General features: G+C 43.1%; 22 protein-coding genes and 1 pseudogene. 3 read left to right on the top strand and 20 right to left on the bottom strand.

Translation table 11 applies throughout. The features are described 5' to 3' along the window. Positions 1 to 157: 157 nt before the first annotated feature. From NSQ99_RS03430 to NSQ99_RS03380, 11 genes are all read right to left on the bottom strand, one after another. A complete protein-coding gene (locus NSQ99_RS03430; protein WP_340835059.1) occupies positions 158 to 1027 on the bottom strand; it encodes an NAD-dependent epimerase/dehydratase family protein in 870 nt (289 codons plus the stop codon). A gap of 222 nt (positions 1028 to 1249) precedes the next feature. Next, positions 1250 to 2104 carry a MetQ/NlpA family ABC transporter substrate-binding protein gene (locus NSQ99_RS03425; protein ID WP_251666961.1) on the bottom strand — a complete coding sequence of 285 codons (855 nt, stop codon included), beginning with the start codon at positions 2102 to 2104 and terminating at the stop codon, positions 1250 to 1252. 21 nt (positions 2105 to 2125) lie between these two features. Then, positions 2126 to 2788, bottom strand: coding sequence for a methionine ABC transporter permease (locus tag NSQ99_RS03420; RefSeq protein WP_340835058.1), 663 nt, complete (start codon positions 2786 to 2788; stop codon positions 2126 to 2128). Then, positions 2781 to 3530 carry a methionine ABC transporter ATP-binding protein gene (locus NSQ99_RS03415; protein WP_340835056.1) on the bottom strand — a complete coding sequence of 250 codons (750 nt, stop codon included), beginning with the start codon at positions 3528 to 3530 and terminating at the stop codon, positions 2781 to 2783. Before NSQ99_RS03415 ends, NSQ99_RS03420 begins: the two co-directional genes overlap by 8 nt. 145 nt (positions 3531 to 3675) lie before the next feature. Next, on the bottom strand, positions 3676 to 4641 hold the full coding sequence (locus NSQ99_RS03410; protein WP_340835054.1) for a M15 family metallopeptidase: 966 nt from the start codon (positions 4639 to 4641) through the stop codon (positions 3676 to 3678). A 216-nt stretch (positions 4642 to 4857) separates the two neighbouring features. Further along, complete coding sequence (locus NSQ99_RS03405; protein WP_340835051.1) at positions 4858 to 5691, bottom strand: creatininase family protein; 834 nt, start codon at positions 5689 to 5691, stop codon at positions 4858 to 4860. Between the two features lie 45 nt (positions 5692 to 5736). Further along, positions 5737 to 7107, bottom strand: a complete 1371-nt coding sequence (locus NSQ99_RS03400) for an MFS transporter (protein ID WP_251666966.1) — start codon at positions 7105 to 7107, stop codon at positions 5737 to 5739. 312 nt (positions 7108 to 7419) lie between these two features. Beyond that, the gene (locus tag NSQ99_RS03395; RefSeq protein ID WP_340835050.1) at positions 7420 to 7677 is read right to left on the bottom strand and encodes a hypothetical protein; all 258 of its coding nucleotides are present in this window, start codon (positions 7675 to 7677) and stop codon (positions 7420 to 7422) included. A gap of 71 nt (positions 7678 to 7748) precedes the next feature. Beyond that, positions 7749 to 8498, bottom strand: coding sequence for a helix-turn-helix domain-containing protein (locus NSQ99_RS03390; protein WP_340835049.1), 750 nt, complete (start codon positions 8496 to 8498; stop codon positions 7749 to 7751). A gap of 137 nt (positions 8499 to 8635) precedes the next feature. Continuing rightward, positions 8636 to 9085, bottom strand: a complete 450-nt coding sequence (locus tag NSQ99_RS03385; RefSeq protein WP_251666968.1) for a DUF1801 domain-containing protein — start codon at positions 9083 to 9085, stop codon at positions 8636 to 8638. A 122-nt stretch (positions 9086 to 9207) separates the two neighbouring features. Then, positions 9208 to 10710, bottom strand: a complete 1503-nt coding sequence (locus tag NSQ99_RS03380; RefSeq protein ID WP_340835048.1) for a malate:quinone oxidoreductase — start codon at positions 10708 to 10710, stop codon at positions 9208 to 9210. 483 nt (positions 10711 to 11193) lie between these two features. Here NSQ99_RS03380 and NSQ99_RS03375 point away from each other — a divergent pair, with 483 nt between their 5' ends. Beyond that, positions 11194 to 12456: a phytoene desaturase family protein gene (locus NSQ99_RS03375; RefSeq protein ID WP_340835046.1), complete on the top strand. Its 1263-nt coding sequence runs from the start codon at positions 11194 to 11196 to the stop codon at positions 12454 to 12456. Between the two features lie 4 nt (positions 12457 to 12460). Beyond that, positions 12461 to 13315, top strand: a complete 855-nt coding sequence (locus tag NSQ99_RS03370; protein ID WP_340835044.1) for an RNA polymerase sigma-70 factor — start codon at positions 12461 to 12463, stop codon at positions 13313 to 13315. A 276-nt stretch (positions 13316 to 13591) separates the two neighbouring features. Here the strand turns inward: NSQ99_RS03370 and NSQ99_RS03365 are convergent, their stop codons facing one another. From NSQ99_RS03365 to NSQ99_RS03345, 5 genes are all read right to left on the bottom strand, one after another. Continuing rightward, a complete protein-coding gene (locus NSQ99_RS03365) occupies positions 13592 to 14701 on the bottom strand; it encodes a glycoside hydrolase family 88/105 protein (protein ID WP_340835043.1) in 1110 nt (369 codons plus the stop codon). Between the two features lie 442 nt (positions 14702 to 15143). After that, positions 15144 to 16019 carry a carbohydrate ABC transporter permease gene (locus tag NSQ99_RS03360; protein ID WP_251666973.1) on the bottom strand — a complete coding sequence of 292 codons (876 nt, stop codon included), beginning with the start codon at positions 16017 to 16019 and terminating at the stop codon, positions 15144 to 15146. A 21-nt stretch (positions 16020 to 16040) separates the two neighbouring features. Then, positions 16041 to 16985, bottom strand: a complete 945-nt coding sequence (locus NSQ99_RS03355; RefSeq protein WP_340835041.1) for an ABC transporter permease — start codon at positions 16983 to 16985, stop codon at positions 16041 to 16043. A 98-nt stretch (positions 16986 to 17083) separates the two neighbouring features. Then, positions 17084 to 18634: an extracellular solute-binding protein gene (locus NSQ99_RS03350; protein ID WP_340835039.1), complete on the bottom strand. Its 1551-nt coding sequence runs from the start codon at positions 18632 to 18634 to the stop codon at positions 17084 to 17086. 299 nt (positions 18635 to 18933) lie between these two features. Next, entirely contained in the window at positions 18934 to 20439 is a 1506-nt protein-coding gene (locus tag NSQ99_RS03345) for an extracellular solute-binding protein (RefSeq protein WP_340835037.1), read from the bottom strand. A 148-nt stretch (positions 20440 to 20587) separates the two neighbouring features. On the opposite strand from NSQ99_RS03345, the gene NSQ99_RS03340 reads away from it, so the two are divergent. Then, on the top strand, positions 20588 to 22915 hold the full coding sequence (locus NSQ99_RS03340; RefSeq protein ID WP_340835034.1) for a helix-turn-helix domain-containing protein: 2328 nt from the start codon (positions 20588 to 20590) through the stop codon (positions 22913 to 22915). 121 nt (positions 22916 to 23036) lie between these two features. Here NSQ99_RS03340 and NSQ99_RS03335 read toward each other — a convergent pair whose 3' ends face one another. The 4 genes and pseudogenes from NSQ99_RS03335 to ahpC form a co-directional block, all read right to left on the bottom strand. Beyond that, positions 23037 to 23288, bottom strand: coding sequence for a hypothetical protein (locus NSQ99_RS03335; protein ID WP_340835032.1), 252 nt, complete (start codon positions 23286 to 23288; stop codon positions 23037 to 23039). 15 nt (positions 23289 to 23303) lie between these two features. Continuing rightward, positions 23304 to 23405, bottom strand: a pseudogene (locus NSQ99_RS23225) (S-layer homology domain-containing protein); the annotation flags it as partial. A gap of 123 nt (positions 23406 to 23528) precedes the next feature. Next, entirely contained in the window at positions 23529 to 25094 is a 1566-nt protein-coding gene (gene ahpF, locus NSQ99_RS03330) for an alkyl hydroperoxide reductase subunit F (protein WP_340835030.1), read from the bottom strand. Positions 25095 to 25293: 199 nt separating this feature from the next. After that, complete coding sequence (gene ahpC, locus NSQ99_RS03325) at positions 25294 to 25857, bottom strand: alkyl hydroperoxide reductase subunit C (RefSeq protein WP_251666980.1); 564 nt, start codon at positions 25855 to 25857, stop codon at positions 25294 to 25296. Between the last annotated feature and the right edge of the window lie 15 nt (positions 25858 to 25872).

Raw genomic sequence — 25872 nt, 5'->3', positions numbered from 1 at the left:
TCTAAAGCGACCTCCTGACGAAGGAAGGTTCGAGCGTAGAGATGGTTAAGCGGAGCGCTGAAAGCCGAACTTTTTTAACGCTTATTTAAATGATGTTAAATAATATAACCCTCTATTTAATGGTAGAAGAGATTGCCCTTGGGCAATCTCTTCACGCTTATTTATTCAGCTTATCCAGCTCTTCACGCCATCTGTATTTAGGCTTCCAGCCTAGTAGCTTCATTGCTTTATCACTGCTTAGCAATGCTTCATGCCCTTCTAGCGGCGCACGGAAGTCTTGAACCTGAGGATAGCGCGCTTCCATAAGCTCACGACTTGGAACCGCCATGCTTGTTTCATCGGAAGCTAGATTAAGTGCAACAGATCCAAGTCCATCAGCTTCAATAGCTAGACGGCATGCCTCTGCCACATCACGAGTATCAATATAACTCCATAGTATACGCTCGCGCTCCTCCGGATTGTTAATCCATGAAGGGAAACGTTCGTACCAGTCTGGCTGAATGACGTTACCTAGTCGGAATGACACCACTTGAATTCCCGTTCTGCGATGGAACATATCTGCCGTTAATTCGTTAACTACTTTGGACAAACCGTAGCTATCCTGAGGCAGCTGTGGATGTGCTTCGTCCATCGGTACATACTCTGGAGCTAACGGATGCACAGCAAAGCAAATACCGTACGAGGATTCGCTTGAGGCGATAACTACTTTCTTGATGCCTAGCGTAGAAGCCGCTTCCAAAATATTATACGTACTCATAACATTGTTGCGGAAGGTAGCATCGTTAGGGACGATACCTACTCTTGGAACCGCTGCCATATGAACGACGGCATCTGCTCCAGCAAGCACGCTATACGTCTGTCCTAGATCATCCAGATCAGCGATCAGTGTGGGACACACCGCCTCCTCTGGTTGGCGTGTATCTACGCTGAGCACTTCATAGCCTTGCTCAACAAAGTGCTTCACAACCCACTTCCCTAACATACCACTGCCGCCAGTTACGACGACCTTCTTTTTCTTTTCTGTCATTATTCGTTACCTCCTCACTTTATGGGTACAGATTATATCATTTCATGGTTTCATTGCAGGATGTCTCACAATAGCTGTCGTTCAGACTGCCTTGCAGGACAACCACAGATTATCATACTTTGTTTAATCAGTAAACAATCTTTTGACAAATGACACTTTCGTATGCATAGCAAAAGCCATTCACATCATTGTGAATGGCTTTGCTTTTCAATCAATATTGAATTAAAACGCTGGAATAGCCGTTTCATCGTAATTTTGTTGTAAAAATTCGCGTACCTCGTCACTTGTCATCGCCGCTGCTAATTTCTGAATCGGCTCAGAATTAGCATTATCGCTGCGTGCTACAAGGGTAATAGCAAAATCGTTTTCTACCCCTTCAGTAAGCAGCGCATCGCTTTTAGGCGTTAATCCAAGTGGAGCAGCGTAAGCTGGTGTCATGACAACCGCGTCTGCATCATCATACATTCTAGCAAGCATAAGCAGGTCAACTTCTTCAAATTTATAGTTTTTCGGGTTCTCGATAATATCCTTTTGTGTGTAGTAAGGACCTGTTTTTTCTTGAAGCGTGATCACCTCATGCTGAGCTAGCAGCGATAGTGAGCGGTCAATATTAGACACATCGTTCGCGATTGCGATAACAGCACCTTCAGGCAGCTCCTCCATTGAAGCATAATCCTTAGCATATACTCCGTAGTTAGCAAAATATATAGGAGTAACCGGTACTAGCTCTGAGTCATTGTTGCGATTGAACTCCTCCATGTAAGGGACATGCTGGAAGAAGTTCGCATCAACTTCTTTCGCCCAAAGCGCGCTGTTTGGTTGAACGTTGTCACTTAATACAAGTACTTCAAGCTCGATACCTTCTTCTGCCAACATAGGCTTCGCAAGCTCTAATATCTCTGTCATTGGCGGAATTAGTGACGCAACCTTTAATGTTGTTACTTCGGTTGTTTGTTCAGGCTGGTTACTGCTTGTATTATCCACATTTCCAGCATTGTTCGCATTGCCGGCATTGTTTTGGCCGCATGCAGTTAAAAGCAACGCACAAAGCAGCACAGAGTAAAGTATTTTTTTCATGTTGTTTCTCCCACTTTCCAATTATCTTTTGTCTATTTTTCTTGATATTGTCGTGCCCGCAAATTGAATAAGCTGCACTAGAATAATCATGATGATAATAACATAGAACATCAAATCTGTCTTGAATTGCTGATAGCCATATCGAATCGCAAAATCTCCAATCCCTCCACCCCCAACGACGCCCATAATGGTGGAATAAGATATAAAGCTCACTGTAGATGTCGTAAGACCAAGCAATAGACCGCTTCTAGCCTCAACATATAAAAACTTAAAAATAATATGCTGAACGGATGCCCCCATCGATACCGCTGCCTCCAATACACCTCTCGGCACATCAAGCAGCGATTGCTCGACCAAGCGGGCATAGTGCGCGATTGCAATAACCGCCAAAGGAACCGTAGCTGCAATGGTGCCTATTGCTGTGCCTACAATGATTCTCGTAAAAGGAATCATGAACACAACGAGCAATAAAAACGGAAATGAACGAATCGTATTAACTAGCACATTAAGTATAGAGTAAACGAATTGGTTTTGCAGCAGGTTCCCTTTACTGCAAAGATAAAGATAAGTGCCTATCGGCAAACCGATTAGTATAGCAGCAAGCACCGATATTCCTACCATGATAAACGTTTCACCAATCGATTCCATAATTTCAGATTGATACTGTACTAATATATCAGGCAAGGTGATCGCCTCCCCTTTCCTTCAGCTTCTGCACGAAGCTTTGAGGGGTTTTCTCAAGCTGCTGTATGCCAGTAGGCTCATTAACAACCGTCTCGTATAACGCGCCCTCTGAGATAACCGATACGCGATGACATAGGCTTCTAATGATATCCAGCTCGTGGCTTACGATCACAATCGTTACACCTAGTGTTTGATTTATTTTTTGTAATACGTGCAGCACTTCCGCTGTTGTACTGGAATCCAGTGATGACGTTGGCTCATCACATAGTAACACCTGCGGTTGATTAGCGAGTGCTCTAGCAATGGCTACCCGCTGCTTCTGTCCACCGCTAAGCTGAGCTGGATATTGTTTGGCTGCATGATCAAGCCCAACAAAAGCAAGACATTCCATCACTCGTGCTTCTTTCTCACTTTTGGAGTAACCAGCCAACTCTAATGGAATCGCGACGTTCGCATACACCGTTTTATTACTTAATAAATTAAAGTGCTGAAAAATCATCCCTATCGATTGCCGGGCCTTCCTGAGCTCTGCTTGGCTTAATTGGGTTAATTGCTGACCATTGACAACAACCTCTCCCTGATCCGGTTTTTCAAGCACATTCATTAAGCGCAGTAATGTTGATTTACCCGCTCCGCTTGGTCCGATGATGCCGTGTATTTCGCCTTTATTAACGGTTAACGATACCGAGCGAATAGCTCGATATTGTGCAAAGCTTTTGCTCACATGACTTAATGTAATCACGACAATAGCCCCTTTCTACGGTGTAGAGGGATGTTACAGCGATATTAATTATAGCCTAAACTCGTCGGCGTGTCATATTGCTGGGAGCCCTAACCAACTGTTAATCATAAATCATGACTAAAAATATGTATAATAACAGATTGTATTATTGCACGTCAAAATCAAAATAAGTTGTTGGATAAGGCTCGTCTCTTAAGACGTAATGCCACCATTCCTTACTATATTCCTTAAAGCCATGCTTGTTCATGACTTGCTTTAACAGCTCCCGATTCGCTGCTTGCTCTGGTGTAATCTGCTTTGTAGCAAAGGTGGAGATCTCATCAAGCAAATCATAAGGACTTCCCATATCAACCAGCTCGCCACTACTAGCATGCACAAGCGTTAAATCAACCGTGCTGCCACGCGAGTGTCCTGACTTCTTCGATAAATAGCCTCGTTTGAATAACTGTCTTTTGTCCTCATTAGGGTAAAAGTCTTCCTTCATCAGCGTATCATCCACATCCTCGGACCACTCTTTGAAAAATTCAACCGCCTTCGCCGGTCGATAAGTGTCATAGATCAGCAGCCTGTAGCCCGCATCTCTCATCTCGTCACTAACCTGCATCAATGCCTCAGCCATTTCCGCTGTTGCAATGGCATAGGGTGCAAGATATCCCTCAACTTGTCTGCCAACAAAATTATTTTCGCCATAATATCTTAGATCATACTCCGCATCAAGTAGAACATCCTCGAGATAGACAAAGCCCTCTGGCAGTTCATAAGCTTTGGGTGGTACTGTTGGCTCAGCTGGGTGCTGCATGAAGTCTGTTTCTTCAGTTTTACTCAAGCCTGCTTCATCAATAAGCTCCGCTCCGTCTTCCTGTTCCTCTTCCACATCGACAGCGCTGATTACTTCCTCTTTCTGACCTTCATTAACGGACTGAGCGCCGCCTTGTAGATGCTCAGCTCTACTTGTCTCTTTGCTTGTCTCATTACTATTATAGGAAGCTTGTCCATCCATGAATGGTTCAGCTGTCTTTTCCTCTGACGTATGCTCCGTACTGCAGGCTTGCAGCACTATACATAGCAGCATCACTGTCAAAGCGCGCCACACGAAGCTGCTCATACGCATCTCTCTTCCCCCCTGTCTAATAACCGAGTAGTTTTGTATTGGCATGCTTAATATCAATAAAAAGCCGCTCACATAACTGGCTACCGCTTGCTTATTAGCATTATACCAAACTCAATTAACTCTCAATAAAAACCCCCTTTGTATATGCCGTTGCTGTAATGATGCAGCGGTTCTACAATAGGGGGCGATATCCTCTATTTCTATCTTAAGCAAGCACTAGCAATGACTATATCTCTGCACGCTCGTCTGATTCGTGTATTGATCAGCTTCACGCAGATTTTCAACGATGGCTGGCATATCAAGCGCCTTCACTAAATCATTAATAGCCATTACTCCTCTTGCAGCATATTCAGCTCTCTGCTCAGCAGTTGTTAGCTTAGGAGTCGTCATATGATCGGAAGGTGCATCAAAGTAAGAGCCTACTGCTCCTGATTGATAGGCATACTTTCCAAGCTTATTGGCTGGGTTTTTAGCCATGCCATCGAGCATATGCTGAACATTATACGTAACCGACGAAGACTCTGGTATATTAAGCGGCACATCCTCCAATCTTCCAAGCTTATCGTAAGCACCGATAACCAGGTCGTGGAAAGAGCTTAGCAGATCAATGTTTACAGCTTCTGCGGTTTTTAGCATGTCCATATATAATAGCGGAACTTTGGTCTCGTCAAAGAAATCGCGCACCATGCTGCTAACGGTTAAATAAGCAGGACCATGACTTGTTACATACACTTGTCTTCGAAAGCCTTGCTTCAGTAATGAATTTGCAATCTTTTGCAAATAGGCTTTGCCGTCCGCTATGCTCATTTGCACAGTACCTCGACCTACCGTTGTACCCCCTGCGAAAAAGTAAGGCAAATTATGCAGCACTAGTCCATCGACTGCTTCAGCCATCGTAAGCGCGACTGCTTCCGCTAACACCGTTTCCGCATCAAGTGGCAATGCACCATGTGTTTCCGTAACGCCTACCGGTACAAAAATAATATCATTGCGCTCCAAATATTGCTCTACTTCCCCATTCGTTAGCTTAGAAAGAAATCTAGTTCGCATCGTTATCCTACTCCTGTCTACTATGATGTCAAAGATTCAGCTGCTCTATTGAACTGTGTTTCTTCTTGCCTTTAGTGCAGCATACATCTCACTTGTTTTCTGCGCGTTAAGATTATAGATTAATGCCACGCCGATAAGAATAATAATGAAGGCGACAATTGGCATGCCTGTATACATTTTTAGTACACCTTGAGCCACTTCAGCTGATTGGGACTTAGCGCCGGATACAAAACCAACCCAGCCGAGTGCAAAGCTACCAATTGCTGAGCCTAGGCCCATACCAACTTTTCGTGCAAATGAGTAAAATGAAAATAGTGTTCCTTCGTAGTGCTTACCTGTTTGATACTCTGCAAAGTCAATGCAATCTGTTACTAGTGCCCATACAACCATAATGAATACAGAAGAACCAATCATTGCGATATTGTAAAGCACCATAAACACATAGACATTCTCAAAGGTTACAAGCGTCATTAATGTGGATGCTGCTAGGCTAAAAATGGCTGAAGCAATGACAAGATTTCGCTTGTTGAACTTTGCGACAAGCTTAGGCACGATAACAAATAAAACAAGGGTTATGCCAATACTGATAAAAGAGTTAATTGCAAAGGCACCTGGCATGTGATAACGCTCTGCAAATACGATTGGAGCAAGCTGGTTGACCCCGTTAATAATGAGAAGCGATCCGATGGATGCCACCATCATACCTATTAACGGTCTATTTTTCATCGCAGTCTTAAATGCATCCTTAAAGCTGTAATCCGACTGCACGCCAGCTTGCTTGTCCTCACGAATACGCTCTGTCGTTAATCTAACTAGGCCAGTATACGCAAGCACCGATAACACACTGAATACGATAGCGATCTGGAAAAATGCTTCGGAAACGACTTCGCCTGATTGATCATAAATAAACATAGGAACAAAGGATAAAAAGCCGAGACCTACAACCATACCACCAATTGCACGCGCACGAGAAAGCTTCGTACGTTCAACGGGATCATTTGTAATAACAGACGCAAGCGAGCCATACGGAATGGAATCCGCTGTATAAGCGACACAAAAGAATAAGTAAACAAACACAACCCATACATGGATTGCCGATGAGCCCCAGCTCGATACGTCAGCAAATGCTAGTAAGCAGGATGCTGCTAGCAGCCATTTAGAAATGGTAATGTAGGGCAGAAATTTATTACCAGACTTACCGAGCTTCCAACGGTCTGGGAGCGTGCCCATAATGATGTTACAGATTGCGTCAAAAACTTTGCCTAGTAAAAACATCGTCCCCATGAAGTAAGGGCTTACACCAAGCACATACGTACAAAATATTAAGAAAAAGCTACCGATGTATAGGTTTACAAAGCTTCCACCTATATCCCCTAGTGCATATCCAACCTGATCCCTCACACCAAATTTCCTCATATGTGCCCTCCTTAAGTGTTCAAAAGTTTATCATGTAGTACGCTGAGACAATTGAATTAAAAATGTCATTAACTGTCTCATTATTGTCAGAAATGCTTCCTTCGATTCACTTGTACTATTAAAATCCTCTATTGAATGTAAACGCTTTTACTAGAAAGTAGTTAAAGTATAACTTGAATATCTCCAAAGTGTTTTCACTGTAATTGCACGATTTTACACTATAATTGCATCCTTCGTTACCCAGCGAAAATAAAAAAGCACGCAACAAATTTATTGTTACGTGCTCTAATCTATATGTAAGTATTCATTCATCTAACGATATTTTTTAGAGACAACGAATTCTGTAACCGGCAGTATTACCCATGCAAGTCCTATAACAATAACAAGTGGAATATTCTGTATATCGTTCATTGCAGTTACACGTTCCGATATAATTAATACGATCACCATTAATAGGATCAACAAATAGTAGCTGATTTTTGAGCTTAATAGTGTAATATGCTTTTCTAATTCATCCTTTTTCCCTTCGTGCTTCCCTTCCATTTCTCCCCATGTTAGAGAATGAAACAAAAAATCCAACTCCTAAAAAAAATAAAAGAACAGTATAACTGTTTTAGCAGTTATGCTGTCCTTAATTTGCTTTATTCTTTAACTTTATTCCTTTGCTTCATCCTTTTTCTATACTCCAGAGGAGTCATTTCTTCGATATCTTTGAAAAAAGTAGAGAAATATTGAGGATTGCTAAATCCAACCATTAAAGCAATTTCAGTCATCGATAGGTTTGAAAATTGAATAAGCTCCTTCGCTTCTTTAATTCTTCTTAAATTGCGATATTGACTGATCGTTATCCCTTTTTCTTTCTTAAACACACGCATCATATGTGACGGATGAACATGCATCTTTTTAGCCATTTCATCCATCGATGTATCTTCCGTAAAATACATTTCTATAAATTGTTCTGCTTTTTGCACAACGGTTAACATATTATGCTTTGTTCGGATGTTAGGATCCACATATTCCTTGACCATCTTGTCATGAATCTCATCAAGCTCTGTAATGGTTTTCGCGTGTTCAATCATAATCGCATATTTCTCAGAAATATAATGGCATTGCCAGGCGCTTAAGCCACCCTTCTCAGCAACATAGCTGTACAATGTATTATGCGACAGCAGAATGTTTTTATATGAGCGAGTTTGATTATTCGGCACCCGCTTAAGAATATTCAAAAACTCATCTCTAAACTTATTCGTAAAATCCTTATTAAACTGATTGATCCAATTGATGTCACTTCGCTGAATGGCCGCTAAGTATTCCTCCCTAAGCTTATGGGCAGATTCAATATATTCAGGCGTAGGCCCTTTGCGGTTTTTATCCACTGCTTCATCTGTCATTAAAAGTCCCCTGCCTTACATTGCTTATACAAAGAATGTTGCCCTAATTTTTTCTTATTTTAGCGAAGTCGTTAGCACGCGTCAATTAAAGTACAGCTTTTGAAAGTAACGTAGCACATTAATTAATATGTTAATCGTTACGAGAGCAGCTTATTCCGTTCACCTTCATAAAGGTTAATCCACTGCTCAGGAGTCATTTTTGAAGCTAGCTCACCAATTAATGAATAAGGAATTTTGTTTGGATTCGTAAACCGAATACAGCTTTTACCCATATTTAATTTAGTTGGCATAATCTTTGCATATTCCTCTTGAAACCATGTAAGGAGCTCAGGATCCGCATATACACCCATATGGTACAATGCGAGATGTCGCTTTTGTGCAACGATACTAATAAACGGAAGTGGTGTGTTTGGCGTACAATGATAGCCTTGAGCATACGTAGTTAAGGGAACAACAAACCCGATCCCCCCATATTGGGATACCTGCTCAAAGCCTTCTGGAATATGACGCTCCACCGTATCTACAAGCTGTACAAAGCTTTCTTTCCACTTTTCATCGATCTGTTCCATCAATTCTTCTTTCATCATTAGCCCTCCTCGGCAGTAAACAAAAAGAAGCAAAATGCCTGTCAGCCATTATGCTTCTTTTCGTATCATTCTATTTATTTCCTTTATTTATCCCAAAATACTACATATGAATAATTACGTTACTAAAGCTTTGCCGGTTGGTTGCTTACAAGACCTAGAGAACGTGACGTTGAGCTTTCTAACTTTTGCAGCAGCTCTGGATGCTCCAGCACGGATAATCCGTATGATGGAATCATTTCCTTCAGCTTCGGCTCCCACTCTTTCACGTGCTGCGGGAAGCAACGATGAATGACATCAACCATAACCTGCACAGCAGTTGAAGCACCTGGAGATGCCCCAAGCAAGGCAGCAATAGAGCCATCCTCAGCGCTAATTACCTCTGTCCCGAACTGAAGAGTGCCTTTACCGCCAGCCTCTGTATCCTTAATGACCTGCACACGCTGACCGGCTACGACAATACCCCAATCCTCAAGCTTTGCGTTAGGAATAAATTCACGCAGCTCCTCTAAACGCTTCTCATTAGAGAGCATCACTTGTTGGATCAAGTATTTCGTAAGCGCCATTTCCTTCACGCCAGCAGCAAGCATCGTTGTAACATTGTGCGGCTTAATGGACGTAACAAGATCAAACATCGAGCCAGTTTTAAGAAACTTTGGTGAGAAGCCCGCAAACGGCCCAAACAGCAATGACTTCTTGTTGTTAATATATCTAGTGTCCAGATGTGGCACGGACATTGGTGGTGCTCCAACTTTAGCTTTTCCGTACACCTTGGCGTGATGCTGCTCAACAATTTCTTGATTGTTGCACACCATAAACAATCCGCTTACCGGGAATCCACCAATATGCTTGCCTTCAGGAATGCCTGACTTTTGCAGCAAGTGCAAGCTTCCTCCGCCCGCACCTATAAATACGAATTTCGCTTGATGACGCTCAACGGTGCCGCTCTCCATATTACGGACCTTCAGCTCCCATAAGCCATCACTTGTACGCTTCATATCATTGACGCTGTGCTTGTAGTGGATAGCAACGTCTTTGCTTTTCAAATGGTCGAACAGCATGCGGGTCAAGGCACCAAAATTGACGTCTGTCCCCGAATCGATTTTAGTCGCAGCAATCGGCTCGTTCGCTGTGCGTCCATCCATAATAAGTGGAAACCATTCCGCCAGCTGATCTCGACGTTCAGAATATTCCATACCTTGAAATAAAGGATTCTTTGATAGCGCTTCAAATCTTTTTTTCAAAAACGCAACATTTTTTTCTCCAAGCACCATGCTCATATGCGGCAGAGGCATAATGAAGTCCTGAGGGTTGCTGATTCGTTTGTTGTTTACAAGATAAGACCAAAATTGCTTAGAAACTAGAAACTGTTCATTGATTTTAACTGCTTTACTAATATCTATTGAACCATCAGCCTTTTCAGCAGTATAGTTAAGCTCACAAAGTGCAGCATGCCCAGTTCCGGCATTATTCCATTCGTTCGAGCTTTCCGCTCCTGCCTCTTCCAGCTTCTCAAACACTTTAATATTCCATTCTGGTACTAATTCTTTTAGCAGTGATCCTAGTGTCGCACTCATAATTCCGGCACCAATTAAAATAACGTCTGTTTTCGTCTCTCTGTTACTCATTTTAACCGTCCTTACACTCTAAGATTTGAAGAAAGGTTGTAGGCGCTCCTGCGTAGGCTCATACAAGGCAGAGTGCGACCTAGTCACACACCTTTTCTAGACCGATAACACTTAACTATAGTTTATCACTATTATTTACAGATTAACATATGTTCTATTATATGATAGTAGCACTAGTTTTAATAGACGCAAATAGTAAGACGCACCGTTTTAGGTACTAATTTATGCCATATGTATGTCACAAACACTTCTGCTTCATCGTCTCATCATCAGTAATAGTGAAATAAAGGTTAAATATGTTTGGATTTCAGGACCAAGAAGATGGGGAGAAACTAGAAAACGAGTAGCGCAGCGTACGTAATTGGTACGTGAGCAACGGAGTTTTCGGTTGAGCTCCATATTCGCCGTCGACTAAGCTACAGCGCAGTGCATCGTCATCAAAGTCGAACATATTTAACTTCCACTAAAAGGAGGCGTTGATGTATGAAGGATGTCATAATCATAGGCACAGGCCTAGCCGGCTATACTGCCGCTCATTATTTAGCGAAAAGTAATCTATCGGTGCTCATGTTGGAGAAAAGTAAAACCGTTGGTGGGAGAGCTCAAACGAAGAAAATCAGTGGACAGTACTTTAATATGGGGCCTCATGCCGTGTACAAAAAAGGAGAAGGTGCAGCCATTCTCGAACATTTAGGTATCGAGCTGCATGGTCGATCTCCTAAGCTAAGCGGAGAGATCTACGAGCAGAATGATGCATATACCGCACCTTTTACTGCATCTGGGTTGCTGGCATCCTCTTATCTTAGCTGGAAAGAGCGTAAGGAATGGATGTTGCTTATAATGCGACTGAGCAGCATGAAGATAGATGATGTACCACAGCAATCGTATGAGCAGTGGATTGAGTCGAATGTAAGATCCGATAGGGTAAAAGGCTTGCTATATGCGCTCGGAAGGCTCGCTTCTTACTGTCATGCTCCTGATATAATAAGTGCCAAGGTCATGCTTGCCCAAGTAAAGATTGCATTGGGAAAGGTTCTGTATCTCGATGGCGGCTGGCAATCACTTGTGGATCAGCTGCACAACAAGGCCGTACTATTAGATGTACAGATTAAGAAGGAAAGTAATGTGCAACAGATTTGCACAGATGAAAAGAACGGGTTTAAGCTAACACTATCTAATGGTGAGATTATATATGGGAAGCACGTGATCTTTACCGGGGAGCCACAGGCACTGAATCAAATGCTCGATATCGAACACCCCTATCGTGACGATTTATCGACGATGAAGGCGGTTAAAGCAGCCTCTCTAGACGTCGCGTTAACGAAGCTTCCGCAGCCGAAACGATTGTTTGCGATGAGTACTACAGATCCGTTATACTTTGCCGTTCATTCCTCTTATGCCAAGCTGTCTGAGCATGGGGATAGTATCGTTCTGCACTGTCTAAAATATCTCCGCCCCAGTGAACAGGCTAACAATGAGCAGGTCAGAATCGAACTGGAGCAATTTATTGAAAGACTACAGCCTGGCTGGAAAAACGAAGTAATTACGAGCCGGTTTATGCCGAGCATCACAGTCAATCATCGATTACCACGGGCAAATGAGGAATCACCATTATTACAATCATTAGCTGTTATTCCAGGAATCTATGTTGCTGGGGACTGGGCTTCCCCACACTCGATGCTGTTAGACGGCGCAGTCAGCAGTGGAAGGTTAGCAGCAGAGCATATTATTCGAGAGATGAGGTGATCTTGTGCAAATTAGTAATGAGGAATATCGTCAGCTTAAGCCGCTGTTGTTTTCACTAGGCTATCGACTGCTAGGCTCGGCCAATGACGCTGAGGATATGGCACAGGAAACCTTTCTTAAAGCGTATCAAATCGAAGAAGAGCTAGTCGATAACAAGAAAGCCTATCTCTGCAAAATGATGACGAATCGCTGTCTCGATCTATTAAAATCAGCACGTCATAAAAGAGAAATTTATACAGGGCCATGGAATCCTGAGCCATTAATGCTTGAGGGCGATCCATCTGAGTACGTTCTACAGAGAGAAGGTCTTAGTATAGCTTATTTGCGGATGATGGAGCATTTATCACCTGATGAGCGAGCCGTTCTGCTTTTAAGGGAGGCTTTCGATTTCACGTATAGCGAGATCGCTGGCATGCTGGATAAAAAGGAGGACAATTGCCGAAAAATATTCAGTCGTGCTAAGCAAAGAATGGTCGCGGTTGAAGGGGAAAGCTTAGACTATGAAAGTAATCGCTCGATCATTCTACGGTTTATTGAGGCGTTTCAAATGCATAATATGGATGCTTTGCTGGAGCTAATCTCAGATAATGTAACGCTCTTTTCCGACGGCGGTGGAAAGGTACACGCAGCCGTACGTCCGATACATTCCCGCTCCAATGTTATTGCGTTTTTATTTGGCATTATTAGTAAGGCACCAGATAACTTCTATGTTGAGGTGAATACCGTCAACGCTCAGCCTGCCATTCTCATCTATATCGATGATGCTCTTCAAAGCGTCATTAGCTTCTATATTAAAAACATAACTATACAAGAAGTGTATATTACGCTAAACCCAGATAAGCTGCCTACTCTAAGATGATAAATTCAGATAAAAAGCAAGAGAAAGTCTAAAATGCGATGAATCCCTTCCAGTTAGACCGATAGAGGACTATAGCTTCTATCATCTACTTAAATGGGAGCCTATCATCTAAGACCTGCTCTTGCTATTTCTGTTTGTCGCATTTCATTCATTTATTGTTTCACAAAAGAGTACCAGAATTGCTCCTCATGGTACTCTTTTTATTTATTTCTTTTTATAAGTTCGGTATGCAACTTATCTATAAATGATCACTCTTATTCTGTACACTATCTTTCACTATTTACTAGGCACGCTTGCTAAGATTTTCTCCAACTCAACAGATGCTAATACAAAGGCACCTACTCCGTGAAGATCATTCTCGCTTGTTGGACGCGTCACATAGTTCTCATAGTCTCCCGCAGACGTTCCAATGCATATATGTGGCAGCACAAACTGATCTTGCTCATCGATGACCGCATCAAGCAGACCAAGATAGCCCTTCTTGGCCACTGCTAATGCCTCGTCTTCAACTAAGCCACGCTGATAAGCTTTAGCGATCGCATATACAAATAAGCAGGAACCAGATGTTTCCAGCCAATTATCTTCTCGCTCGCCTTTGTCTACAACCTGGTACCAGAGTCCGGTCTTAGCATCCTGGTAAGGAATAATCGCTTGCACAAACTGTTGAAGCGCCTGTTCCCACTGCTTATTGCGAGGATCTGATTCTGGCAATTCATCAAGGAATTGACTGAGCGCTAAACCATACCAGCCTAATGATCGAGCCCAAAATTCTGGTGAGCAGCCCGTTTCTTGGTTAGCCCAAGGCATCTTTTTGCTCTCATCCCATGCGTGATAAAGCAGTCCAGTCTGCTCATCGCGCATATGTCTACGCATTAGCCTCTCCTGCAAAAATACAAAATCTCGAAGCTCAGGATCGTTATATTGATTAGCGTACTTCAAAGCAAATACGCCGCCCATATATAGCCCATCCAGCCACATATTGTACGGATATTTATCCTTATGCCAGTAGCCTCCCTCGCTCGTCTGATTGAGCGTATCGAATAAATGACGCAGCTTGCGAGCCGCAATGCTATAGCGCTGATCTCCCTTGTACTTCTCTGCCAGTCGGAACAGCAGCAGCCCAGGCTGGATTGCATCCAGCTCATCGCGCGCAAAGTAGAAGTTCCCCTCTGCATCAATAAGCTTGTCGACGTAGCGCTTAATGTACTGCTCATAGCGCTCATCACCACTATGCTCCAGTACCTCCTCCATGCCGCAAAGAAAAACCCCTTGATGGTAATGCCAGCGATAAGCTGGCGGCAGCTCCTCAGGCACATACTGTGCCATTAACGTATCACAAGCAAACTCCGCCCACTGAATGGGCGTCCAATCGGTTCGTCTATTCATTAGTTACCTCCTATAATCAGCGCTCCGCTAATTCATCTCTAACGCTCGGGCCTTCCTTCGTCAGGAGGTCGCTTTTAGAGATGGATTAGCTTCGCTGTAGTTGTTGTGTGTGTTCAAGATTCGACGTCGAATCACGGCAACGCAATGCATCGTCATCAAAGCTGGACATATTGAACTACCCTTCCAATAAGGGTAAAAAAGTTCGGCTTTCAGCGCTCCGCTTAACCTTCTCTACGCTCGAACCTTCCTTCGTCAGGAGGTCGCTTTAGAGATGGTAAGCTCTGCTGATGTTCTTTGTTATTAAACTAAGAAGCTTGGACGCTAGTAGAAAACGAGTAGCGCAGCGTACGGTGTTGGTACGTGAGCAACGGAGTTTTCGCTAGCGTTCAAGATTCGCCGTCGACTAAGCTACAGCGCATTACATCGTCATCAAAGTCGAACCCTAGCCTTTGATGGATCCTAGCATAGCCCCCTTCGCAAAATGCTTCTGCAAGAACGGATAAACGCACAGTATCGGCAGCGTAGCTACGACGATAACGGCCATCTTCACCGTTTGCTCTGGTGGAGGCACGGAGGCATCGAGATCTGGACTGTATTCTAAGCCGCTGGCAAGTACAACAATTTGACGCAGTAGTACTTGAATTGGCCACTTCGCACTGTCATTCAAGTACAGAATGGCACTCAAGTACGTATTCCAGTACGTTACCGCATAGAACAGCGATAGCGTGGCAATGGCCGGCATGGATAAAGGCAATACGATGCGGAATAGTATGCCGAAATCGTTACAGCCATCAATTTTAGCGGACTCCTCAAGCCCTTCTGGAATATTTTGAAAGAAGTTCTTCAATATAATGAGATTAAATGCACTAATCGTAGATGGAATAATTAGAGCCAAGTAACTATCGATCAGCCCCATCTCTTTAACCACAAGGAAGCTTGGAATTAGACCACCGCTGAATAGCATCGTAAATACGACTAAAAACATAATATACTTACGGCCATCAAGATCACGTCTTGCTAGACCATAGGCCATTAATGATGTAATTAGCATGCTGAATAAAGTACCGAAAAACGTAACTCCAACGGAAACACCCATCGCTTTAAATATGGTATTGGTCGAGAAGATAAAGCGATATGCCTCAAAGCTCCATTCCGTCGGTATAAGAATAAATCGTTTGACCGCGAGCTCCGCACTTGTTGTGAATGAACCTGCGACGACGTGCATAAAAGGCAGCACCGTTAACAATGCAATAATCGAAAGCAGCAAATAATTGACGGTGGCAAATATGCGACCATTTAACGTACGATCCTCAATCATGAGGTCCCCTCCTCAGCCAAATTAATAAACGCCCTCTTCGCCCATTTTCTTCGCTAAATAATTTGCGAACATGACGAGCACTAGGCCTACCAATGATTTAAAGAAGCCGATGGCTGTACTATAGCTAAATTGCCCCTGACGTACCCCAGCTGTATAGACATAGGTATCAATAATCTCAGCCACATCGCGATTCATTGAGTTAAGCAGCAGATACACATGCTCAAAGCCAAGCTCCAGCACGTCACCAATTTTCAAAATGAGCAGTACGATAATAACGCTGCGTATCGCTGGCAGCGTAATATGCCATACTTGTCTCATACGAGAGGCACCGTCCATGCGTGCAGCTTCATAGAGCTGTGGATCAACCGATGCAATCGCTGCCAAATATATAATCGTTCCCCACCCTGCTTCACGCCATATCACCTGTATGATATAGACTGGTCTGAACCATTCATTGCTAAGGAGGAAATTGACTTTTTCGAATCCAAGTAACACAATCAACTCATTAATTATCCCGCCATCCATCGTAAGCATAACAAAGCTGATCGATACGATAATGACCCAGGATAGAAAGTGCGGCAAATAAACTAATGATTGAAATAATCGCTTAAAGAAGTTAATCCGTACCTCATTGAGCATTAACGCTAATATGATAGGCACCGGAAAATAAAACAATAGATTCATACCAAACAGTATTAACGTATTCGATAATATATTTAAGAAATCAGGCTCTGTAAACAGTCGGGTGAAATGCTTGAAGCCTACCCACTCACTTCCCGTAAATCCAAAGAACGGCTTAAAATCCTGAAAGGCTATCACTAGTCCAAACATCGGTATATATTTGAATATTAAAAAATACAGAATTCCAGGGGCAATCATGACGTACAACCATTTGTTGCGCCATATTCTCTTTTTTCGTTCACTGCCCTCTGCGATCGGGATGCGCTCTACTGTAGCTTCCTGCATCGTACTTCTCTCCTTCCATATTCGAGAGGAAGAGAAGGGCATAAGCTCACTTTGCCTAGCCCCTCTACCTTCCTAGCCTGCGCTGCTATGTCTGGCTACTATTTCGCTGCATTAAATTCATCGATAATTTGCTGACCACCGCGAGATTTCCAATCCTCAATTGCCGCATCAAAACCAGCGCGATCAATAGAACCGTACATGTATTTATAGGTCGCATCATTAATAAGCTCTTGAAGCTGTGTGCCTTTCTCTGCAAATGTCGCAGAGTCTAGAGCAGCTGTTGGATCATGGATCGCAACTTTTTCATTATCTACTACGAATTGTTCAGCAAGCTTTCTTGCTTCTAAATCAATATAAGCTTCCAGCTGACCATTCGTTTCTGGTTCACCGATAACACTATCTCTAAAGCCTTTCACTTCGCGCTCTGTTAGCTCTTTGTCATCGGATGCCTTTGCTTTACCGTCTTCAACGGTATAGTGAACACCTTCAATTCCCCAATACATCATGTTCGCCACTTCAGGAGTCATCATGGCATCGAAGTACGCTAGAACGCTTTTTAGCTCTGCCTCGTCTTTAATTGCCGTTTTCGGGAACAACACGACGTTGTTATAGCCAGGAATCGCCCATGTCGATACATTACCGCCTGGACCTTCAACTAACGCATGCACACTCGCATTGGCATCCGGAACGTTCTTAACTAAGTCTTTATCTAAGGAGTTAATGTCCTGCATCGAACCGATATATACACCTGCTTTACCGCTAGTGAACAAAGCAACTTGATCCGTTTTACTTGTTCCAGCAAAGTCTACGTTCATTAAGCCGTTATCACGGATTTTTTTAATATAATCCATAGCTTGAACGTATTCCTCGAACATAAATTCAGGCAGCAGCTTTCCATCCTTCTCGCCCCAATTTGTTGGCGTACCGAACCAAGAAGCAACTGTTTTGAAGGCACCATAGACTAGATCATTACGATCTGCTAAACCAATCGTATCGTCAACGTTGTTGCCATCTGGATCCGCTTTCGTAAACTTCTCAATCATCTCATACAGATCATCCACTGTTTTCGGAGCTTCTAGACCAAGATTATCTGCCCAGTCTTTACGATAAATGATCCCTTGACGTGCCAGTGGGCGGCCAATATATAAGGAATACAGCTTGCCATCCACCTTCGTATTGTTCAAAATTTCAGGCTTTAATTTGTTTAAGTTAGGGAACTCCTCAAGGTAAGGTCCGATTTCCCAAAACTGTCCATCACGAATCGCTTCCTTCATTTGCATAAAGGTTGCCTGGTTTTTCAAATAAACAACCTGTGGCAGCGAGCCCGTAGCGAAGGATGCATTCAGCTTTTCCTCATACGTATCAGCTGGGAAAAACTGATAGGTCAGCTTCGTATTCGTTAGCTTTTCAACCTCATTTTTAATTGTGTCAGGCGGTGTTTCAGCAACGTTTAGCGGTAGCATTATTGTAATCTCAGTTGGCTTTGCTGGTGTCTCTGATGAGTTATCATTGTTGCCGTTTGTGCTCGTTGATGAATTTGGTGTAGACGTTGCATTCGTACCTTTATTGCTATTCCCTCCACATGCGCTTAACACCATCGTAAGCGCTACCAAAGTACTTAGTAGAACAACGGCCGGCTTTCTTTTCATACATCATGACCTCCATTTTAGATTGATATAGATGAAACCTGTCCCATCGTTTGTTTACTTGGAACAGCTTAAACGTAACATCATGAGTTGAAGTGCGGAAACAATCATTTGTTCATACTGCGGCTTAAAAGACTGCATATGAGCTAATGATTATGGCAGATGATAATGACACCTTAGTCGAAGCATCTAGCAATTTATCGCGTTAACGCTACATTCTCACGCTGAATTTAAACAAAAAACAGCAGCATGGCGATCATCCTTTCGCCCTGCTGCTGTTTATATAAATTCATCGTTATACTCTAGTTAAAGTGGTTTGCCGTATACTCTGCAATAATTTTATTTCCGCCATTTTTACGCCATAGCTCAACCTGCTGCTTGAAGCCCTCCTCATTAATTGAACCTAAAATATAATTGTACGTGGCGTCAGAGATAATTTTATAAAGCTCAACTCCACGCTCATCATAGGTCATCGATTCTAGACCGACCGTCGGATCAGGCACAATAAACTGATTATTGTCCTCCACTAATTGCTCAGCATAGCTCCACATATGATGCTGCTGAGCGACCTCCATAAGATTATCGTTACCCAAATCTGCGATCATTAAGGAATACAGTGCATTAACCTCTTTCGTGCGTAGCGCTGCCAGCTCCTCAGGCAAGATCACTTTATCATTCTCTACATAATAATGCTTATCAAGGATGCCGTAATGCAATAAATGTGCTACATCAGCATCCATCGTACGGTCGAAGAAGGACAACACCTTAAGCAGCTCCTCCTCAGTAGGGATGGCTTTTTTCGAAAATAGATACAGTCCATTAAAGTTAGGAATCGACCATATACGGTAGCCTAACGGTCCTTCAATTCGGTTGACGATCGTAAATTCCACCTGCTCATTAAACTGCTTCGCTTCTTCATATAGTCGCTGCACATCAGTCATTGCGCCGATGTACACGCCGGCATGACCACGAATAAGCAGCTCTCGCTGTACATCCTTGCTCGTCACGGGAAAGTCTACATTGATCAGCTTTTCATCATATAGCTTCTTCATAAAATTCATCGTATCAAGATAGCCCTGCGTTTCGAATTCCGGTATAAAGCTGGTCTCTGTCAGCTCCCAGTTATTCGGTGTACCAAAATAAGAGCTTAATGTTTTAAATGCACCATAGATCAAGTCATTACGATCAGTCAGTCCAATCGTGTCATGCTTGCCATTATTATCGGGATCCTCATATGTAAAGGCATAAAGGATGTTATACAGCTCATCGATGGTTGAAGGCTCCTTCAAGCCGAGCTGGTTAAGCCAATCCTTGCGTAGAATAATGCCTTGGCGAGACGATTGTCGCTCCGTATACAGACCGTATATCTTATCATCCACGGCAGTCTGAGCCAATATATCACGATCCAGCTGTTTAAGATTAGGAAACTGCTCAAGATAAGGGCCGATCTCCCAAAAGGCACCTGTTCGGACCGAATTTTTTACGGAGAGATAATCAATATATTTTACAAACATAACCTTTTTTAATGAGTTTGTTGTCAACGCGGTGTTCATTTTATCGGAGTAAATCCCATCAGGCACCCATGACAGCTCCAGCTTAGTGCTTGTCAGCTCCTCGAGCAATGCCACACTTTCCTCGCTTGGCGAGTGAGGGAAATGCAACGGTGCCATAATGGATATTTCGGTAGGCTTCGTATCGTCGACCTTGGAAGTAACAGCAGAAGCAGCACAACCGCTTAAGAGTGCAACGATTAATAGCAGCAATCCTAATCTTGCGGCAGTACGGATGGAGCAATTATGCTGTATCATTGTCATTCCCCCTTTATTTATTGGAAATTTATTGTAAAAGTGAGATAATGATTATAGATGAGTGATATGATTATTGTATAAAATGTATGCGTTTACTAAAATAATGCTAATAACATTCTTCCTATCATTGATAAGGTGTTGAGATGCGATGCGATCATTAAACTACTTTGCTAAGCTAACGATCTTCGGATGCTTACTTAGCACAATACCGGTTATATTTATCGGAATTTTTGCCTATGTGACCTCGACGAATGAGATTCAAAAAAATGTTAATGAGGGTAAAAAGCAGTTGATTATGCAAATTAATTCAAATGTAGAGCAGAAATTAACGACTGTCAACCATACGATGAATCAGGTGCTCGCCTCAACCGTTCTGAAACGGGCGATGTCTCAATCGTTAACCGCAGCGGATTTTATGCTATATGATGACCTTCGGAATGAAATTCGTCACATGCAATCATTCGATACGAAGCTGGAAGATGTGATCTTGCTAAACCAGCGCCATCAATGGCTAGTAAAAAACTCTGGACTTTACGATCTCGATCAATACGAATATAGCGAACAGCTGCTTGAGCTGATGGAGCTGCCTGAATATTCTTCGTGGGTGTTAACGCCATCGTATTTGTTCTATAGTGAGGAGTTTGCGAGAAATACGGCGGTGTGTCCATACAATATGACGCTCGTTAAGCAGCTGCCTGCTAACAGCATCGATACGTATGGTCTTGCTCTAGCTACCATTCCAACCTGCAGCCTGCAAGAAATGGTGGAGCAAAATATTGACTCTAGCTCTAGTGTAATCATATTTGACGATCAACTCAACATGATCATTCATAATGATCAAACGCTTATTGGACAATCGGTTGAAGCAGCAGGTATTGATGCTAGCAAGCTAACGGAGACGAGTGGGCAGTACGATGCACTCATTCAAGATATGAACTCCGCGGTCACCTATTATAAATCGCCGGTTACGGGCTGGACATATATGTCGATCTCCTCCATTGAGGCGTTGACCGCTGAATCGAAAAAAATCGGGATGTACACCTTGTATATTTGTATGGGTCTCATTGTGCTATGCATCGTGCTTGTATGGCTAGGCACAAAACAGTTTTACAGCCCAATACGTCGTCTGCTGCAGCAGATTGGCGTTAAAGAGCTCGGTTATCGCAGCCAGCAGCAAAGCTCCAATGAATTTCAGCTTATTAGTGACCGTGTTCATGATCTGTTTCAATCCAAATCAGAGCTGGAGCATCAGCTGCAGCAGCATATCCATCAAGTACGCACCTTATTTTTTATGAAAGCGTACCAAGGGCAGATCAAACCTTCCGAGATTCGTGCTCAGCTGAAGCAGTTTGGCTACTCGAGCCAGCTGGAAAGCTGGAATACGATGGCGGCGATTACGATTCAGATAGACTTTCACCCATCAAGCAGTCATTCGATTAAAGATATCGATCTGCTATTGTTTGCACTGCATAATGTTGTCGAGGAATTTATTCCAGCAGAGCAGCGTCTCGCTTCCGTTATTCTAGATCAAAGCGTTGTGACGGTTATCGGCTCTCCATCAACAGAGGCTGACAGCTTTCATACGATGCAGTATAGTTTGACGGAATCATTGCAGCAGCAAATTAAACAGCTGTTGAATTTGCAGATTAGCATCGGCATTAGTACGCCGTTCTATGAGCTGAGTGGCTTTAGTGCTGCTTATCGTGAAGGTCTGGATGCGTTGAAGCATCGCATGATTCTAGGCGAAGGCATTATTATTCAATATGATCAGCTCAGTGAAAACCGGCATGTTCTTCAGCTTAATTATCCTCAGCAGCTGGAGAATGAGTTGCTTGATGCGATTAAAGTGGCCGAGGAAGAGCGAGCTAGAGAGCATTTGCTGCAGCTGCTGTCTACTATCTTTCAGACTGATCGATCACCACAGGAGTTTCAGTTCCCGCTAACGAGGCTGCTTAATAATCTAGTAATGATGATGCAAGAATCGGGCATTACGATTAAACAGCTAAAGCATCATCATGGCTCGCTGCTGGAGCAGCTGCTTAAAATTCAGCACAAGCAAGAAATTGAGCGTTGGTTCTGGAAGGTCGTTATTCATCCGCTCATTGTGATCTATCGTGATCGGCAGGAAGAGCAGTATCATAAGCTGTCTGAGAAAATCATCGATCTAGTACAGCGATATTACGATACTGATCTAACGCTAGAGGAATGTGCTTCACGTCTGCACTATAATGCGAATTATTTAAGCAGTGTGTTCAGAAAAGAAACAAACGTATCCTTTAGCGATTACTTAACGATGTATCGCTTCAAGATGGCGAAGAAATGGTTGTCCGAAAACGACATGCCGATTAAGGATATAGCAGCAAAGCTGCGCTACAATAACTCACAAAACTTTATTCGCTCATTCCGTAAGCTAGAAGGAATGACGCCAGGTCAGTATCGGGATAAGTATAAATCGCAGGAGGATCGAGTGGTGTAGCACAGCAGGTGGTAGGAGGATATTTACGTAATTTCCGTTCAGGAAAAAGGACCCATTCCGGATTGGATGGGTCCCTGCTTCATATATTTGCATGTTTATCGTTTGCGGTACTGAACAATTATTACTTAAGCTGATAACTATTAAGCAATCGCTTCATCGAGATAATCGCTTGCTGCTTCGTGTAGGTAGACTTTGGAGCAAACTTGCTATTGCCTACACTGCTCATAACCGCTGAATTGTTCGATGTATCCTTGATCGAGGAAATATACGCAACGGCTTCCTTTGCCCAGCTTGCAATGCTTTTATCGTCCGCAAATGTAACTTTTTTGCTCTGCTCAGGCATATGGAGTGACTTCGCGACACGAGCAATCATTATCGCTGCCTCCTGGCGCGTAATTAGACCTTGCGGATCAAGCTTGTCATTCCCTTTTCCAGTGATGATACCAAGTGAATAGGCCGCTAATACTTCAGCATCATAGGTATCTTGGATAAGCTTAGATTGGTTGTTCTTGCTGGCTTTTTTCAGCTATTCAATAAAAAGTAAAAAAGCTCTCCCTCATACATCACGAAGGATGAATAGGGAGAGCTAACCGCAATGGTTAAAACGATAATGTTAAACGGTAACCGTTTCTTGTTCAGGCGCTACCGCTGTATTGCGGATCATATAATCGAATGCAGCCAACGCTGCTGTTGCACCAGATCCCATAGAGATGACGATTTGCTTATAGACAGTATCTGTGCAATCTCCTGCGGCAAATACGCCCGGCATGCTTGTTGCGCCTTTCTTATCAACAATGACTTCACCATATGGTGTTAAGTCAATAGAGCCTTGTAAAAACTCTGTGTTCGGCAATAGACCGATCTGTACGAATACACCTTCCAGCTCGACGTGGTGTGTTTCACCTGTCGTCTTATCGAGGTACGTTAAGCCGTTCACTTTATCTGTACCTGTAATTTCTTGAGTAGAAGCATTCAACAGTACAGTGACGTTCGGTAAGCTGCGCAGACGCTCCTGTAGTACTTTATCGGCTTTTAGCTCATCACGATGCTGCAGCAAGGTAACATGCTTTACAATACCCGCAAGATCGATGGCAGCCTCAACACCGGAGTTACCTCCACCAACGACAGCGACACGCTGCCCTTTGAAGATCGGTCCATCACAGTGTGGGCAGTATGCTACACCTTTATTTTTGTACTCTTGTTCGCCAGGAACACCAAGCTCACGATAACGCGTACCTGTTGCAAGGACAACCGTTTTCCCCTTTAATACCGCACCATTCTCGAGGGTAACCTCTACCATCTCTTTACGCTCAACTTTCGCTGCACGCTGAGATCTCATCACATCGATATCGTAGTCAGATACATGGCCTTCTAAGCTTGCAACAAACTTTGGACCCTCAGTAGCTTTTGTACCAATGATGTTCTCGATCGACAATGTATCATTGACTTGACCACCGAAGCGATCAGCTACAATACCTGTACGAAGACCTTTACGAGCGGAATATATCGCTGCGCTAGAGCCAGCAGGCCCGCCGCCTACAACAAGCACATCAAAAGGCTCTACGTTCGCAAACTCTGAGCCATCAGATGAGCTGCCTAGCTTCGCTAAAATATCCTCGATTTCCATTCGACCGTTGGCAAAGCTTTCACCGTTTAAGAAAACAGTTGGTACAGCCATAATGTCTCTCGACTTTACTTCATCCTGGAACGTTCCGCCTTCAACCATTACGTGCGAAATATTCGGGTTCAGTACAGACATGATGTTCAAAGCTTGAACGACATCCGGACAGTTATGGCATGTTAAGCTTACAAACGTTTCAAAATGCATTGGTTCTTTAATCGCTTGGATGCGCTTAATGACCGATTCATCTACCTTCGGTGCACGACCACTAACCTGAAGTAATGCAAGTACTAGGGATGTGAATTCATGACCTAATGGCAGTCCTGCAAACACAACTCCTGAATCCTGACCTGCTTTGTTAATGCTAAAGCTTGGTGTGCGTTCTAGCTGCACACGTTCTACTGTAATTCGTGAAGACATCTTCTCTAGCTCAGTTACTAACTCTAGCATATCCTGAGAAGTCTTATCATCACCTGCGCTTACTTTTATGACCAAATCACCTTCCAGCATGGTCAAGTATTGCTGCAACTGCGCTTTTATCTGATTGTCTAATACCATATGCGTTACTGCCTGTGCGGGTATAGATGGGAACCATCTATCCTGCTTGCGCAGTTATTCACCTCTCTTTTTCTGAAGTTGTATAATAGAATCTATAATAAATGTATAAATACAGAATTTATTAAAAATAGAGCGACAAAAACAACCGCAAGGATTGTTCCTGTCGCCTCTATTGTGCAATGTTCGTTCAGTTAGATACTTAGATTTTACCTACTAGGTCTAAGCTTGGCGTTAAAGTTTCAGCGCCTTCTTCCCATTTAGCTGGGCAAACTTCGCCTGGATTGTTGCGAACGTATTGAGCAGCTTTGATCTTGCTAACAATTGTAGAAGCGTCACGGCCGATACCGCCTGCATTTACTTCATAAGCTTGAACAATTCCGTCTGGGTCGATAATGAATGTACCACGCTCAGCCAAGCCGTCTTCTTCGTTAAGTACGTCGAATGCTCTAGAGATTGTGTGATTAGGGTCACCAATCATGATGTACTCGATTTTGCCGATCGCTGGAGAATGATCGTGCCAAGCTTTGTGTGTAAAGTGTGTATCTGTAGACACGGAGTAAACTTCTACACCAAGGCTTTTTAGTGTTGCATATTGGTTTTGAAGGTCTTCTAGCTCAGTAGGACATACGAATGTGAAGTCAGCTGGATAGAAGCATACTACGCTCCATTGACCTTTAAAGTTTTCTGAAGATACGTCGATAAACTCGCCTTTTTGGAAAGCTTTCGCTGTAAATGGTTGAATTTCTTTACCGATTAATGCCATGACAGTTTCCTCCCA

Source organism: Paenibacillus sp. FSL W7-1287 (assembly GCF_038004245.1).
Classification (GTDB): Bacteria; Bacillota; Bacilli; order Paenibacillales; family Paenibacillaceae; genus Pristimantibacillus; species Pristimantibacillus camelliae.
The sequence above is the reverse complement of the archived record's forward strand: the minus strand, read 5'-3'. Positions and strand labels throughout refer to the sequence as shown.

Excerpts from the sequence above, each read along its gene's own strand:
- NSQ99_RS03380 (WP_340835048.1), bottom strand. The coding sequence starts at position 10,710 with ATGAGTAACAGAGAGACGAAAACAGACGTTATTTTAATTGGTGCCGGA.
- NSQ99_RS03345 (WP_340835037.1), bottom strand. The coding sequence starts at position 20,439 with ATGATACAGCATAATTGCTCCATCCGTACTGCCGCAAGATTAGGATTG.
- NSQ99_RS03400 (WP_251666966.1), bottom strand. The coding sequence starts at position 7,107 with ATGAGGAAATTTGGTGTGAGGGATCAGGTTGGATATGCACTAGGGGAT.
- ahpF (WP_340835030.1), bottom strand. The coding sequence starts at position 25,094 with ATGGTATTAGACAATCAGATAAAAGCGCAGTTGCAGCAATACTTGACC.
- NSQ99_RS03385 (WP_251666968.1), bottom strand. The coding sequence starts at position 9,085 with ATGATGAAAGAAGAATTGATGGAACAGATCGATGAAAAGTGGAAAGAA.
- NSQ99_RS03335 (WP_340835032.1), bottom strand. The coding sequence starts at position 23,288 with ATGATTGCTCGTGTCGCGAAGTCACTCCATATGCCTGAGCAGAGCAAA.
- NSQ99_RS03360 (WP_251666973.1), bottom strand. The coding sequence starts at position 16,019 with ATGATTGAGGATCGTACGTTAAATGGTCGCATATTTGCCACCGTCAAT.
- NSQ99_RS03410 (WP_340835054.1), bottom strand. The coding sequence starts at position 4,641 with ATGCGTATGAGCAGCTTCGTGTGGCGCGCTTTGACAGTGATGCTGCTA.
- NSQ99_RS03365 (WP_340835043.1), bottom strand. The coding sequence starts at position 14,701 with ATGAATAGACGAACCGATTGGACGCCCATTCAGTGGGCGGAGTTTGCT.
- NSQ99_RS03390 (WP_340835049.1), bottom strand. The coding sequence starts at position 8,498 with ATGACAGATGAAGCAGTGGATAAAAACCGCAAAGGGCCTACGCCTGAA.
- NSQ99_RS03425 (WP_251666961.1), bottom strand. The coding sequence starts at position 2,104 with ATGAAAAAAATACTTTACTCTGTGCTGCTTTGTGCGTTGCTTTTAACT.
- NSQ99_RS03405 (WP_340835051.1), bottom strand. The coding sequence starts at position 5,691 with ATGCGAACTAGATTTCTTTCTAAGCTAACGAATGGGGAAGTAGAGCAA.
- NSQ99_RS03375 (WP_340835046.1), top strand. The coding sequence starts at position 11,194 with ATGAAGGATGTCATAATCATAGGCACAGGCCTAGCCGGCTATACTGCC.
- NSQ99_RS03340 (WP_340835034.1), top strand. The coding sequence starts at position 20,588 with ATGCGATCATTAAACTACTTTGCTAAGCTAACGATCTTCGGATGCTTA.
- NSQ99_RS03350 (WP_340835039.1), bottom strand. The coding sequence starts at position 18,634 with ATGAAAAGAAAGCCGGCCGTTGTTCTACTAAGTACTTTGGTAGCGCTT.
- ahpC (WP_251666980.1), bottom strand. The coding sequence starts at position 25,857 with ATGGCATTAATCGGTAAAGAAATTCAACCATTTACAGCGAAAGCTTTC.
- NSQ99_RS03355 (WP_340835041.1), bottom strand. The coding sequence starts at position 16,985 with ATGCAGGAAGCTACAGTAGAGCGCATCCCGATCGCAGAGGGCAGTGAA.
- NSQ99_RS03430 (WP_340835059.1), bottom strand. The coding sequence starts at position 1,027 with ATGACAGAAAAGAAAAAGAAGGTCGTCGTAACTGGCGGCAGTGGTATG.